Origin of the sequence: Salipaludibacillus keqinensis, from assembly GCF_003226325.1 — a bacterium.
GTDB classification, from domain to species: Bacteria; Bacillota; Bacilli; order Bacillales; family Salisediminibacteriaceae; genus Salipaludibacillus; species Salipaludibacillus keqinensis.
Genome location: NZ_PDOD01000004.1, coordinates 209,867 through 223,515 on the forward strand (window position 1 = coordinate 209,867; position 13,649 = coordinate 223,515).

Sequence of the window (13,649 nt, forward strand, 5' to 3'; positions counted from 1 at the left end):
TCGTCCACCTCTTCATTTTACAAAACTTATTTGTATTTTAATGCATCTCTATTTGTGCAAACGATTTTCCAACTACTTTGATAATCATACCGATTTTGAGCAATAAATTCAATTGTCATTCGACAATTTATTTGAAAGTTCTTATTTATATTACGTACTTGAAAAAAGCATAAACATTCTTACATGAAGTTTTCCCATGGATGATGAGAATTTAGTTGCTTAAATTCCTAATCTTCATTACACTTATGGGTGAAAACAACTGAATAACCATACAAATAGGTTCCTTAATAGTCGCTGTTATTAAGGTTAAAAGGGAAGCTGGTTAGAATCCAGCACGGTCCCGCCACTGTAAACGTTTAGGTGAGCTGTTCGTATCCACTATGCTAGGCATGGGAAGGAGGCAGCTGTTCCGATGAGACGTAAGTCAGGAGACCTGCCTGTTTGTCGCTTCAACACCTTCGAGGAAAAGGATGTGAACCTGCTTATACTAGACGTCTCTTCCATATATTTGTTCTCAATTATATGGAAGGACCTGCATGGATCGCTCTCCTTAATGGGGGAGCGTTTTTTATTTTTCAATAACTTTTAGTCATTAGGTAGCTAGCTGAAAAGTCTCGAATAAGCATTTCTATTAAATTTATAGGAGGAATACAAATGAACAAAAATCAACAAAGAGGAATGACACTGGTGTATACAGGTAACGGAAAAGGGAAAACCACTTCAGCTGTAGGATTGGCTGTACGTGCCGCGGGACATGATTTCAATGTGAAAATATATCAATTCATTAAATCGCCGGATAGGACCTATGGAGAACAACGAGGTCTGAAGAAGTTAGGCATTGATATGGTTCAGTTAGGGATCGGATTTACTTGGACGAAAACGCCTGAAGAGCATAGAGATGCACTGAAAAAAGGATGGCCCGAAGCAAAGGAAGCTATCATGAGTGGAGAATATGATGTGATTATTCTAGATGAAATCAATAATGCTTTAGCCATTGACAGTTTTCCTGTGGACGATGTATTACCACTTGAAGATGTAATTAAGACAATAAAAGAGCGACCAGTTCATGTTCACCTTGTGTTGACCGGCCGTGATGCTCACCCAAAAATAAAAGAACAAGCTGACCTCGTTTCGGTTGTTGAACCTGAGAAGCATTATTATGACGAAGGAATTCCTGCTATTAAAGGAATAGAATTTTAAAAGACTACTCTATTGGAGGTGAAATGAATGTCTACTAAACGTCTCGTCATTGCAGGAACACACAGTGGAGTCGGAAAAACGACGTTAACTATTGGAATAATGGAAGCAATGAAACGGAATGGACTGACCGTTCAAGGATTCAAATGCGGTCCGGACTACATAGATCCTTCTTATCAAACAGCAGTTTCAGGGCGCGTGGCCCGAAATCTGGATAGCTGGATGTTCGATGAACCCACATTAAAAGAAGTTCTCCTAAAAGGGAGTCAGGGGGCAGACATCTCAATTATTGAAGGAGTGATGGGATTCTATGATGGTAAAGACCCGACCTCAGACGAAGGAAGTACCGCTCATATTAGTATGGTGACTGAGAGCCCCGTTATTCTTGTTGTAGATTGTGGAGCTATGGCTCGCAGTTCCGCCGCTATTATCAAAGGTTTTCAAACGTTTAATAAGAATGTCAGAATCGTTGGAGTTATCGCTAATCGAGTGGGAAGTATCGGTCATTATGAACTGATCAAACAAGCTGTGGAACAAGAGTGTGGGATTCCAGTCGTCGGCTATTTACCTAAACAAGCGGAACTTGCTATGCCTGAACGTCATTTAGGATTGATTCCATCGATTGAACAAGGGGATTTAACACCTTTTTTTCAACAGTTGGGGAAGGTTATTGGAGAATCGGTTGAGATCGATCAGCTTTACGAGTTAGCTGAAGCAAAAACGTTTCCCAGGGAACAGTCTGATTTATTCGCAAAGAAAAGGGAACCTGTTGTTAAAATAGCAGTGGCTAGAGATGCAGCTTTTAACTTTTATTATGAGGAGAACTTAGAATTATTAAGGGCAAGAGGGGCTGAACTGGTCTTCTTCTCTCCTTTAACAGGAGAAAAGCTTCCGGAAAGTGTGGACGGGCTTTATATCGGTGGAGGTTTTCCTGAAGAATACGCAGAAACACTTTCAACTTACATAGACCTCAAGCAGTCGTTGAAGTCGGAAATAGAGAAGGGTCTCCCAACCTTTGCTGAATGCGGAGGGTTTATGTTTTTATGCGACTCCATCATGACCAGCGATAAGGTAGAGTTTGACATGGTAGGAGTAATCCCTGGAAAAGTCACCATGACTCAACGTTTAGCTGCTATTGGTTACCGAGAAACGACGGGCCTTGAAGGAAATTTCTTATTAAATGTTGGTGAGAAAGTCAAAGGACATGAATTTCATTATTCAACCTTCACATCCAATGAATCATTGAACGAGGCATTTGAATCTACTGGACGTAAAGGAACTTTATTAGAAGGAGTTCAAATGATCAACCTTGTAGCAGGATATACTCACCTTCACTTCGCATCTAATCTTGTAATCGTAGATAATTGGATTAATAAATGTCTAGAGTGGAAAAGCCGATGACAACAGGCTTACCGATTATGATTCAAGGCACTCATTCTGATGCAGGAAAAAGTATACTTGCGACTGCTTTATGCAGGATTTTCGCTCGAAAAGGTTTTAAGACAGCCCCATTTAAATCGCAAAATATGGCGTTAAACTCATATATTACGATAGATGGAAAAGAGATCGGTCGCGCACAAGGGGTGCAAGCGGAGGCGGCAAAAACAATAGCTACGACGGATATGAATCCTGTGTTGATCAAACCAACTGGGGTTTATCAATCGCAAATCGTTGTCCACGGCGAACCTTATCAGAACATGAAAGCGGGAGAATATCGACAAGATTTTTATGAAAAAGGAAAAGAATTAATCCATCATAGTTTCAACTATCTGAGTGAACATTACGAGCGAATTGTCATTGAAGGGGCAGGAAGTCCAGCTGAAATAAATTTAAATGACCGAGAGCTTGTGAACATGAGCGTTGCTAGAATCGCTCAAGCCCCGGTTATTTTAGTAGGAGATATTGATAAAGGCGGTGTCTTTGCTAGTTTAGTAGGGACGCTGCAACTCTTGGATCCGATAGATCGAGAGCGAGTAATTGGGGTCGTTATTAATAAATTCCGTGGAGACATTGATTTATTGAGACCTGGTTTAGCGTGGTTTGAAGAGTACACCGGTTTACCGGTACTTGGTGTCATTCCATTTATCGACCATTTAGATATTGAAGCTGAAGATTCGCTCGCATTAGAGCTATATCCGACTAGGAAAAATGATGATAAAGATCTGGATATTGCGTTTATTTGTTACCCGAGAATTTCTAATTTTACAGATATGGATCCACTTGAAAAAGAGCCCGACTGTCATGTTCGTTCAGTGCGCTCAGTAGAAGAATTAGGAGAGCCGGATTTAATCATCCTTCCTGGGAGCAAAAACACATTGGAAGACTTATCTAGTATTGTTGATAATGGATTAGGTGATGCCATCATCTCGTTAGTTAAACAACAGGGCGTGCGGGTGATCGGTATTTGCGGAGGATATCAAATGCTTGGGAAAACTCTAGAAGATCCAAAAGGAATGGAATCTTCTATAGAAACATTGAGGGGACTAAGCCTTATTGAATCATTGACCACAATTCTTACTGAGAAAAAGCGAACCATTTTGTCGTTTGGCATAGCTAATTATGGTACAGAAACTCTTAGTGTTTCAGGCTATGAAATCCATATGGGTTTGTCTAAATATAACTTTGAAACAGATAATGAGTTTATACAGTTAGAAGATGGTGGGAGCGATGGATATATTAGTTCAGACCGGAAAATCATCGGTACATATTTTCACGGACTGTTTGAAAATGATCACTTTCGAGAAGTCTTGTTAAATGACCTTCGTGAATCCAAAGGTCTTGAGCCATGTCATTTTAGAGCCTCTTTCAAAGAAGCAAGGGAGAATGGGTATGAGCATGTAGCTAATGTTGTGGAAAACCATTTGAATTTAGTGCTGGTAGAGGAAAAAATGATCATCTTTCAACAGAACAGAACGTGTTAGGGAGGAGGACTAATAGGTGGAAAAAACGATCAGCCAAATCACCATAACAAACAAGGAAATAGGAAGACAGACATTAGCTCACTTGAATAACTTAACAAAACCAATCGGAAGTTTAGGCAGGTTAGAGGAGTTAGCTGTTCAAATAGCCGAAATAACAGATGAACCTTTTCCAAACGTATCCCCACCTGTTTCTATTGTGTTTGCAGCTGATCACGGGATAGCTTTAGAAGGGGTCTCGGCTTATCCTCAAGAAGTGACTGCTCAGATGGCAGCTAATTTTCTCAGTGGTGGAGCTGGAATTAACGTGTTAACGAACCAAATAAAGGGACAATTTGTTCTTGTAGATATAGGCATAGCTTCCGAACTAAAAGGATCAGGATATATTAACGAAAAAATCCGCTATGGGACTGCGAACTTTGCAAAGGAATCTGCGATGACAAAAGGACAAGCTGTAAAAGCCATTGAAGCAGGAATTAAAGTGACAACTAACGCGATATCAAACGGGGCAAACTCCGTGATTTTAGGGGAAATGGGTATCGGGAATACGACAAGTAGCAGCGCGATCTTAGCTATATTGAGCGGTGAAGCTGTGGAGAACGTGGTGGGACCCGGTACAGGAATTTCTGAAGAGAAGCTTCTAAATAAACAACAGGTGATTAAGAAGGCTCTGATGGATCGGAACCCTGATCCAAATGATGTACTTGATATTTTATCTAAAGTAGGAGGGTTAGAGATTGCTGGAATGACGGGAGCAATCTTAGGGGCAGCCTCTAAAAAGACTCCGTTGATTATAGATGGATTTATCAGCACGGTATCCGCGGTCTTGGCAATAAGACTGGCTCCGAACGTAAGAAACTATCTGATATTTAGTCATCAGTCACAAGAGGCAGGGCATGGCATTGCGCTAAAAATGTTAGAGGCGAAACCGCTCCTTGATTTAGAGTTACGCCTAGGTGAAGGGACTGGAGCGGCATTAGCTTTTCCTTTAGTTCAATCATCGGTCCACGTCTTAAAGGAGATGGCTACTTTTACAGGGGCAGGAATTTCAATAACGGAGAAAAGTGAAGATCTTGAAAATTAAATTTACATGTACTGAAAACTCATTTATACTGAATCTATAAACAAAAAGACGAATTTCATATTATGCAAACAGGTTCTTTAAACCATAGTCTAACCAGACTGTTTAAAGTTAAAAGGGAAGTCGGTGAAAAACCGACACGGTCCCGCCACTGTATGCGTTTAGGATGACTGCGAAAATTCCACTGTGCTTTAAGGGCATGGGAAGGGGCAGTTGATCTGTTGAGACGCGAGTCAGGAGACCTGCCTGTTTTGTTTTAAACACCTTCGAGGAAAAGGGATGTTTAATGTTCGTAGGATGCTCGGTCGTTATAAATAACGAGCGAGCGTGAGACAGTTTCTCTACATACTTGTCGTCTATGTAACTTATACATTCAACGCTCTTCCTAAAGGAATAGCGTTTTTTTGTTTGGTTGAAAAAAATCGATCTACACCCAGGGGGAAAAAGATGAAAAGTATGTTGATGAAGTGGAGCCGAGTAAGTGCAATTTTAGCGTTGGTGGTGGTGATGTTTACCGCTTGTGGAACGAATGAGGAAAACAATAATAATGTCACTAACCAGTCGAATGAAAATGAAGAGGATGCGGCCAATAACGAGGCTGTGGAAAACTCAAACGAAGCGCAAGAAGAGGAAACCGGTGAGTTTCCCGTCACAGTCACAGATAGCTCAGGCAACGAAGTAACCATCGAAGAAGAACCAGAAACCATTGTTTCTTTATTACCTAGTAATACAGAGATTGTCTTTGAGCTTGGTGCAGGAGACCGAATGATCGGCGTGTCAGAATTCTGCAACTACCCAGAAGAAACAGCAGATATTGACACGGTTGGGGGTCAAGACATAGATGCAGAACTGATTTTATCCATGGAGCCAGATTTAGCTCTTGTTCAAGGGTATCATGAGCAAAATAACTCAGATATGTTAGATCAATTTGAAGATGCAGGTATTGATGTTCTTGTTATCGAAGGTGGAAATTCTTTTGAAGAAGTATATGACACGATTCATTTAATTGGTGAGGCTACTGGTACAACGGAGCGAGCAGAAGAGATCGTCGTTGATATGGAGGACCGTCTTGAAGACGTTCAAGAACAAGCGAGCTCGATCTCAGAAGAAGAGAAATTGAAAGTTTGGGTTGAAGTTGCGCCTGCACCGGACATTTTCACAACAGGTAGTGGGACATTTATGCAAGAAATGTTAGACGCCATTCAAGCTACTAATGCAGCAGAGGAAGAAGAAGGTTGGGTCAATTTAACTGAAGAAGAAATCGTTACACTGAACCCCGACGTGATCATCACGACATACGGATATTATGTAGAGGATCCTCAACAAGAAGTGGTGTCTCGAGACGGTTGGTCTGATGTACCGGCTGTTCAGAATGATCGTATTCATGATGTGCATAATGATACGGTAACAAGACCGGGGCCGCGATTGATTGAAGGAGTGGAAACTCTTGCCGAACTCATTTATCCGGAGGTCTTTGAGTAACCGAATCTTTTGGGTGTACTTATTCAGCGGAGGATTCGTGCTCGGCACGGTTCTCCTTGGATTATTTATGAGCAGCGTTACGATTCCTGTTCCACATATTTTTTATATTATTACCGACCAAGTTTTCGGACTTCAACTGGCTGAGAACGTTCCGGAAAATGAACAGAGAATTATCTGGAACATTCGACTTCCAAGAGTACTGCTGGCGCTTTGCGTCGGTGCATCATTAGCTATAGCGGGTGCAGCCTTTCAAGGTCTTCTTAGGAATCCATTGGCAGATCCTTATACGATCGGTGTATCATCAGGGGCAGCACTTGGAGCAGTCATAGTCATTTTCTTTCAATTGACCATTCTCGGTTTAGGAGGCTTTACCTTACCGGTTGTTTCAATTATCGGTGGGTTCATTGCCCTTATGCTCGTATTTGGGCTTGTTCGAATTGCAAGCAGAAGCATGGCCATTGAAACCATCATTTTAGCAGGAATTATTATGAGTTCGTTTATCGGAGCGATCATTTCGTTAATCATCGCCCTGGGTGACCAAGATGCGATGACGCAAATCATCTATTGGCTCTACGGAAGTGTAGGGATGAGAGGGTGGAGCCATGTGCAACTGATTGTTCCATTCATGCTCATAGGTGTGTTCATTTTATTAATCCATTTTCGAGAATTAAACGCTATGGCTCTTGGTGAAGAGGCGGCAGAGCATATCGGTGTGAATGTTAAGAGAGGTAAAAATTTTATTTTAGTTGGGGCATCCTTGCTCACCGGTGCATCAGTGGCCGTTTCCGGAACGATTGGATTTGTCGGATTGGTGATTCCTCACTTAGTGAGGCTCATCACCGGACCGAACCATCGGCATGTGTTGCCTTTATCCTTTCTTATTGGCGGTGGCTTCCTGATTTTAGCTGATGTAGTTTCACGGACGATCATCGCACCGAAAGAACTTCCCATCGGCGTGATTACGGCGCTAATAGGAGCACCGGTCTTTGCCTTGTTACTCATTAGAAATCGGCTTGGAAAGGGGAAATCGATATGATCCAAGTCAAAAATCTCGTAGGCGGTTATTCAGATCAACCGATTATTCAAGGTGTTGATCTGACCATTCATAAGGGAGAATTCTTTGGGCTTTTAGGTCCTAACGGTAGTGGGAAAACGACTTTGTTTAAATTGATCACCGGAGGTCTTCCAAAGAAGCATGGGGAAATAACGATTGACGGAAAACCCATTTCCAAGCTTTCTAATTTAGAGAAAGCGAGACAAATGGCGGTGTTGACTCAAGAAGCACACGTTTCATTCGACTTTACCGTTGAAGAAATTGTTAGTCTCGGCCGCTATGCCTTCCAAAAAGGAGTCCTGAAAAGTTTATCCAAATCAGATCGCGCCGTGATCGAAGAAGTCATGGAGCTAGCAGATGTCACTCGTTATCGACATAAGCAATTCCGGACGATAAGTGGCGGAGAAAAGCAACGGGTATTGTTAGCTAAAGCATTGGCACAAGAGCCGCAACTATTGCTTTTAGATGAACCAACGAATCATCTTGATGTGAAACATTCTTTCTATATGCTTGATTTATTGAAAAACTGGCAGCGAAAACATGGACTTACGATTTTTGCTATTCTACACGACTTGAATGTAGCCTCTCTTTATGCCGACAGGGTAGCTCTATTAGATGAAGGTAGGTTTCAAAAAGTCGGAAGTGTGGACGTTCTAAGGAATGAAAAACAGCTCCAAGACGTTTATGAAGTTGAGGTGAAAGCACAGTCCCACCCAATTGTTCCAAAGCCGCAGTTACTCATGACTCCTCATAATGAAGGAGTAGCTCAGTCAGTAGATCTAAAAAACAGCTTCCATATCGACCAGAATGAAGGGGTTATTCATATTGCATTTGATCAACCGTTGCGGACCCTTTCTAATAGCGTAGTAGGTGAAGGAATTCAATGGTTAAAGCACTTTTGTAATTTTCATGTCCAAAAGAATTATGATGGGGGAGACCCTGTTGATGATATTCAGAGTTGGTTGCGTCACTCGGGAATCTCTCTTGAACAGACGGCAGGAATGATGACAGCCGTGAAGCTTGACGACATGGTTTTACTTGAGAGAGAGTATGAAGGAATCCAGCTAGTAGTCATGGTAACCGCAGGTGTCGGAAACGCTGTCGATATTACAAATGAACAAAGGGACGAAAATATGAGCAAGATTGGCACAATCAATACAATGCTTTTTGTTGATGCTCATTTCACCGATGGCGCACTTGTCAATGCCAGCATATCGGCTACTGAAGCTAAAACGAAAGCACTGCATGATTTAAAAGTGAAAGACAGTTATTCAAATACGCCAGCAACCGGAACCTCAACGGACAGCTTATTAATTGGAGCAACGCAAATAGGTGAGAAAACCCCTTACGCAGGTTCAGGAACTGTTGTTGGGAAAGCGATTGGCAGGACTGTATATGAAGCAACAGTGGAAGCAATCCGTAAATATAGAGTAAGACAGGAACTTTCCTAATGGAAGCTTTGTTAAATGTGACAGTACTCATTATATTGGCAGCCATTCTTCTAGATCTTCTTATAGGTGATCCAAAGTGGCTGCCTCATCCTGTTGTGGGATATGGAAAAGGGATATCTTTTTTAGATAAAAAGCTCAATCACGGTTCCGGTCGGAGAAGAAAGATATACGGAATTCTCATGGCCGTGATGGTGGTAACCGTCGTTTACAGTTTATCCTTTTCATTGATTTATCTCGCCTTCCGCATTCATCTACTTGCAGGTCTCATCCTGGAAGTTTATTTTATTTCCACTACGATTGCGATCAGAGGATTGAGAGAGGCGGCCCTTAAGGTTGCCATCCCGTTAGCTAAAGGTGACTTTACAGAGGCACGTTTTCAATTAGGAATGATCGTCGGTCGAGATACAGATAAACTCAGTGAGAGCGAGATTGTTCGAGGAACTGTTGAGACGGTTGCTGAGAATACAGTGGACGGGATAACGGCTCCGTTGTTCTGGGCTTTCATTGGCGGGGGACCTCTAGCTATGGCTTATCGGGCGATCAACACACTTGATTCCATGGTTGGCTATAAAAATGAGAAGTACAGTGATTTCGGCTGGTTCTCGGCAAGGTTGGATGACGTAGCGAACTGGTTACCTGCTCGAATGACTTCTTTTACGATTTGGTTAGCATCATTTTGTGTGCTTGGATCAAGAAAGAAACACGCTATTCATGTGACGTGGAAAGATGCAACCAAACACCCTAGTCCAAACAGTGGATGGTCCGAGGCGATGGTCGCAGGACTTATAGGAGTTCAGTTAGGTGGACGTAATGAATACAAAGGAGTAGTGTCTAACCGAGCCAAGATGGGTGTGCCTCTAGAAACACTAACATGTGATCATATAAATAAATCACTCATCTATATGCACGGAGGATGGATCCTCTTTTTCATCTTCTTTTCACTGATTTGGATCTCACTATCATAAATTGAGAGGAGAATAGAAATGAAATGGCCGAATCATGGCGGACAACCAGCCGCAATCAAAAGACAATTTCATCTCCTTGAAGATGAAGTAGTAGTAGATTTTAGTGCGAACATCCATCCTTTAGGACCCCCTGTGTGGGTGAAGGATCATCTTAAGAAGAGTTTTGACTTGATTAGCCAATATCCCGATCCGACTTACTGGGACGCCAGAACTCAGATAGCTGCCTTTGAGGGGGTGACAGCGGATCATGTACTTGTTACGAATGGAGGAGCAGAAGCGATATTTTTGACGGCTAAATTTTTTGAGGGGAAAAGAGCGCTGATCATTGAGCCTACTTTCTCTGAATATGAGCAAGCGTGCAGACATTATCATTTGGACGTTGATCATGTCTACTCTGATGCGGAAGAAGATTTTGCCTTCCCTCTAAACAAAACTATTGAACATGCAGCGGAAGTGGAGGTCGTATTTATATGTCGCCCAAACAACCCTACCGGAACGGTTGTAAGCGTAAGTGATATTCGCTCCCTATTGGAAAAAACCAAGGAAAAAAATACATACGTCGTAGTAGATGAAGCTTTTGTTGATTTCTTGCCAAATGAAACTGACAAATTGACCCCTTTATTAAAGGAATTCTCGCATCTTATCTTATTGCGCTCGCTGACGAAAATGTATGCCATTCCTGGCATTCGAGTAGGGTTTATGATGGCTCATGAACAAGTGATTGGCCAAGTGCAAAATTGGCAGACCCCTTGGAGTGTCAACGTTTTTGCGTCAACCATGATTCAACCTCTTTTGAAAGATTATGCCTTTGTTTCTCGTTCAAGGGATTATTTTAAAGAGGAATTGTTAAGGATCAGACGACGATTGCATGAGATGGATTATTATATGTCATCATCCGCTGTAAATTTTTATCTGTTAAGGGATGAAAAGCATCCAAATTGTACAATAGAATTATTTCAGTTTCTTTTGAAAAAGGGCATTCTCCCAAGACATACAGATAATTTCAAAGGGTTAGATGGTAACTATCTGAGGTTTGCTATCCGGTCAAAAGCGGAAAATGATCAGTTACTGGATACATTGAAAGCTTGGAGAGAAGAACGATGATTATGTTTGTATCAGGCGGAGCAAGATCAGGAAAAAGTCGATTTGCAGAAGATATGGCTTTGACTCATTATCACAGGGGACGAACATCGAAGCAACTTATTTATGTGGCAACAGCCCTGCGAACAGATAAAGAAATGGAAGATCGCATTTCCACTCATCGAGTCGATCGTTCTTCCATTTGGGAGACGGTGGAGGAGCCTTTTCATATAGTCAAAGTCTGTAAAGAAAGTGGTTTTGGAGATGTCATTTTAGTTGACTGTTTGACAATTTGGTTAAGTAATATGATGTATGGAAAACTCGAATATTCGCTCCCGCAATTAATAGAAATGATTGATTCTTGCATTCTAATTGCTGAAGAAAAACGGCAAACGTTGATTTTTGTATCCAATGATGTAAATGAAGGAGAAATTGCTTCTGGGGGGCATTCGGCCGTTCTGGATTATATATATGCCTTAGAAAGGATCCATCAGCATGTGGTTACGCGCGTAGACGAAGCGGTGCAAGTCATCGCAGGAATCCCTGTTTATTGGAAAGGGGGGGGATCATGATGCAGGCAGTATATGGTTTTTTGTTAGCTGTACAATTTCTCACCAGACTGCCGGTACCTATAGAGTGCCCTTGGAATGAAAAGACGAGTCGCTGGGCGATACGGTTTTACCCCTTCATCGGCATGCTTCTAGGGGCCATTTTATTTGGAGTAGGATGGTTCTTAGCTCCTTTCATATCACCGTTGTTGCTGTCTATGGTACTTATCTCTCTATGGGTATGGCTTACGGGTGGACTTCATCTAGACGGGCTAATGGATGTGGCCGATGCTGTGGGCTCTAACGCCCCTCTAGAGAAGAAATGGGAGATTATGAAAGACCCTCATGTGGGTAGCTTCGGAATCATCGCATTGTTTTTCCTGTTAATTTGGAAAAGTGTCCTGCTATATTCGATCGTCGAAGAGGGGCCATTTATGGAGCTCTTCTCGCTATTAGTAGTATTGGGAGCGGCACGATTTGCTGCGGTAGCGTTGCTGGTTCTAGTACCCGCAGCGAAAAAACAAGGGTTAGCATGGGATTGGAAAAAGAATTTGCGGAAAGTTGAAGTTGTTTATGCAGCGATACCTTTAGTCTTATTATTGTTGTTTCAACCGGGATATTTAATGATTTTACCCGTTTTATTAATACCCATTTTACTATACGGTTTATGGGTGATGCGTACATTTCGAGGAATTAACGGAGATCTGATTGGAACCGCAATCGAAGGAGGGGAACTATGGGGACTAGTCATCATTTGGATCTTTATCTCCTTCGTCACGGTTTAACAAGATGGAATGTTGAAAATCGCTATTTAGGACACACAGACGAACCGGTGATGGAGATAGAAGAATTAGCTGAGTTGAAAAAGGAGTTGGAAGTGGTCGAATTCGATGAAGTGTTTTCTAGTGACCTTCTTCGCTGTAAGGAAACAATTGAATACCTTCGGCCAGATCAGCCTTATGTTTCGGACGAAGGACTAAGAGAATTTCACTTCGGGGATTGGGAAGGAAGAAAGTACGAGGAGCTAAAAGATATTCCGTTGTATCGACAATGGATAGATAACTGGGAGCAGTATCGAGTACCGGGAGGAGAATCTGGCGAGGAGTTTAGTGATAGGATCACAGGATGGCTCAGTGAATTTTTAGGAAAAACACTTGTTGCCGAAGGGCCGGCCAGTCACAAAGTCCTCATCGTTACCCATGGTGGTGTGATTCGATTACTTCTATCTATTTTAGTTGAGGCAGGATCATTTTGGAGTTGGCGTATTAGTCATGGTGAGGGACTTCATTTAACGCTGGAGTATAGAGAGGAGAGGTGGACATGCAGCTCATTATCGGTGGTGCCTTCTCAGGGAAACGGAAGATCGTAAAAAACTTGAGCGGAAATGTAAGTTGGATTTCAAGTTATGAACAGCAGTCATTAAGCAATTGGGAGAAAGTCTGGGAGATAGATAGCAACCTCGTTTTAGAAGGATGGGAAAACTGGCTACGAACTGAAATCCAATCAGGACGATCGATTGCAGCGATTCGTCAGCAGATGAATACGCTGTTCGCTGAACTCAAGGCCGAAGAAAAACGTCGAGACCAACAAGTCATCTTAATCATGCTCGAAATGGGCCGCGGCATCGTCCCACTTGAGGAAGAAAATCGCCAGCTCCGCGACTTGACAGGGTGGATCCAGCAAGACGCAGCCGAAATTTCAGAAAAAGTAATATATGTCTGGCACGGGTTGACGCGGGTGATGAAGTGAATAATTACTAATTAAATCTTAGAATTCAAGAGTAGGAGATTGGCGACAAAAAGTGAGCCTTTTTGTGAATTAAGGGCAAAGGTTGGGGAAACAGGTAAAGGTAGTCTCGAATAGAGTGTTTGAG

13 protein-coding genes and 2 riboswitches are annotated in these 13,649 nt (G+C 42.1%); all 13 genes read left to right on the top strand.

What is annotated here, in order from left to right; genetic code table 11:
* The first annotated feature begins 260 nt into the window (after nt 1-260).
* Nucleotides 261-455: riboswitch (cobalamin riboswitch) on the top strand.
* A 199-nt stretch (nt 456-654) separates the two neighbouring features.
* Nucleotides 655-1,200: a cob(I)yrinic acid a,c-diamide adenosyltransferase gene (locus CR194_RS15885; RefSeq protein ID WP_110610832.1), complete on the top strand. Its 546-nt coding sequence runs from the start codon at nt 655-657 to the stop codon at nt 1,198-1,200.
* 27 nt (nt 1,201-1,227) lie between these two features.
* Nucleotides 1,228-2,598, top strand: a complete 1,371-nt coding sequence (locus CR194_RS15890) for a cobyrinate a,c-diamide synthase (RefSeq protein WP_110610834.1) — start codon at nt 1,228-1,230, stop codon at nt 2,596-2,598.
* Nucleotides 2,595-4,118 carry a cobyric acid synthase gene (locus CR194_RS15895; RefSeq protein WP_110610836.1) on the top strand — a complete coding sequence of 508 codons (1,524 nt, stop codon included), beginning with the start codon at nt 2,595-2,597 and terminating at the stop codon, nt 4,116-4,118. Before CR194_RS15890 ends, CR194_RS15895 begins: the two co-directional genes overlap by 4 nt.
* A 16-nt stretch (nt 4,119-4,134) precedes the next feature.
* Nucleotides 4,135-5,199, top strand: a complete 1,065-nt coding sequence (gene cobT / locus CR194_RS15900; protein WP_408640764.1) for a nicotinate-nucleotide--dimethylbenzimidazole phosphoribosyltransferase — start codon at nt 4,135-4,137, stop codon at nt 5,197-5,199.
* Between the two features lie 53 nt (nt 5,200-5,252).
* A riboswitch (cobalamin riboswitch) is annotated at nt 5,253-5,460 on the top strand.
* A 183-nt stretch (nt 5,461-5,643) separates the two neighbouring features.
* On the top strand, nt 5,644-6,678 hold the full coding sequence (locus tag CR194_RS15905) for an ABC transporter substrate-binding protein (protein ID WP_233254398.1): 1,035 nt from the start codon (nt 5,644-5,646) through the stop codon (nt 6,676-6,678).
* Entirely contained in the window at nt 6,644-7,714 is a 1,071-nt protein-coding gene (locus tag CR194_RS15910; RefSeq protein ID WP_110610838.1) for a FecCD family ABC transporter permease, read from the top strand. Before CR194_RS15905 ends, CR194_RS15910 begins: the two co-directional genes overlap by 35 nt.
* A complete protein-coding gene (locus CR194_RS15915) occupies nt 7,711-9,183 on the top strand; it encodes an adenosylcobinamide amidohydrolase (protein ID WP_110610840.1) in 1,473 nt (490 codons plus the stop codon). Before CR194_RS15910 ends, CR194_RS15915 begins: the two co-directional genes overlap by 4 nt.
* A complete protein-coding gene (gene cbiB, locus CR194_RS15920) occupies nt 9,183-10,148 on the top strand; it encodes an adenosylcobinamide-phosphate synthase CbiB (protein ID WP_110610842.1) in 966 nt (321 codons plus the stop codon). Before CR194_RS15915 ends, cbiB begins: the two co-directional genes overlap by 1 nt.
* An 18-nt stretch (nt 10,149-10,166) precedes the next feature.
* Entirely contained in the window at nt 10,167-11,252 is a 1,086-nt protein-coding gene (gene cobD / locus CR194_RS15925; protein WP_110610844.1) for a threonine-phosphate decarboxylase CobD, read from the top strand.
* Nucleotides 11,249-11,800, top strand: a complete 552-nt coding sequence (locus tag CR194_RS15930; protein WP_110610846.1) for a bifunctional adenosylcobinamide kinase/adenosylcobinamide-phosphate guanylyltransferase — start codon at nt 11,249-11,251, stop codon at nt 11,798-11,800. Before cobD ends, CR194_RS15930 begins: the two co-directional genes overlap by 4 nt.
* Complete coding sequence (gene cobS, locus CR194_RS15935) at nt 11,797-12,561, top strand: adenosylcobinamide-GDP ribazoletransferase (RefSeq protein ID WP_110610848.1); 765 nt, start codon at nt 11,797-11,799, stop codon at nt 12,559-12,561. Before CR194_RS15930 ends, cobS begins: the two co-directional genes overlap by 4 nt.
* The gene (locus CR194_RS15940) at nt 12,513-13,145 is read left to right on the top strand and encodes a histidine phosphatase family protein (protein WP_110610850.1); all 633 of its coding nucleotides are present in this window, start codon (nt 12,513-12,515) and stop codon (nt 13,143-13,145) included. Before cobS ends, CR194_RS15940 begins: the two co-directional genes overlap by 49 nt.
* The gene (locus CR194_RS15945) at nt 13,097-13,525 is read left to right on the top strand and encodes a bifunctional adenosylcobinamide kinase/adenosylcobinamide-phosphate guanylyltransferase (protein ID WP_110610852.1); all 429 of its coding nucleotides are present in this window, start codon (nt 13,097-13,099) and stop codon (nt 13,523-13,525) included. Before CR194_RS15940 ends, CR194_RS15945 begins: the two co-directional genes overlap by 49 nt.
* The last annotated feature ends 124 nt before the right edge of the window (nt 13,526-13,649 follow it).

Excerpts from the sequence above, each read along its gene's own strand:
- CR194_RS15885 (WP_110610832.1), top strand. The coding sequence starts at position 655 with ATGAACAAAAATCAACAAAGAGGAATGACACTGGTGTATACAGGTAAC.
- CR194_RS15890 (WP_110610834.1), top strand. The coding sequence starts at position 1,228 with ATGTCTACTAAACGTCTCGTCATTGCAGGAACACACAGTGGAGTCGGA.
- CR194_RS15895 (WP_110610836.1), top strand. The coding sequence starts at position 2,595 with ATGACAACAGGCTTACCGATTATGATTCAAGGCACTCATTCTGATGCA.
- CR194_RS15905 (WP_233254398.1), top strand. The coding sequence starts at position 5,644 with ATGAAAAGTATGTTGATGAAGTGGAGCCGAGTAAGTGCAATTTTAGCG.
- CR194_RS15915 (WP_110610840.1), top strand. The coding sequence starts at position 7,711 with ATGATCCAAGTCAAAAATCTCGTAGGCGGTTATTCAGATCAACCGATT.
- cbiB (WP_110610842.1), top strand. The coding sequence starts at position 9,183 with ATGGAAGCTTTGTTAAATGTGACAGTACTCATTATATTGGCAGCCATT.
- cobD (WP_110610844.1), top strand. The coding sequence starts at position 10,167 with ATGAAATGGCCGAATCATGGCGGACAACCAGCCGCAATCAAAAGACAA.
- CR194_RS15930 (WP_110610846.1), top strand. The coding sequence starts at position 11,249 with ATGATTATGTTTGTATCAGGCGGAGCAAGATCAGGAAAAAGTCGATTT.
- cobS (WP_110610848.1), top strand. The coding sequence starts at position 11,797 with ATGATGCAGGCAGTATATGGTTTTTTGTTAGCTGTACAATTTCTCACC.
- CR194_RS15940 (WP_110610850.1), top strand. The coding sequence starts at position 12,513 with ATGGGGACTAGTCATCATTTGGATCTTTATCTCCTTCGTCACGGTTTA.
- CR194_RS15945 (WP_110610852.1), top strand. The coding sequence starts at position 13,097 with ATGCAGCTCATTATCGGTGGTGCCTTCTCAGGGAAACGGAAGATCGTA.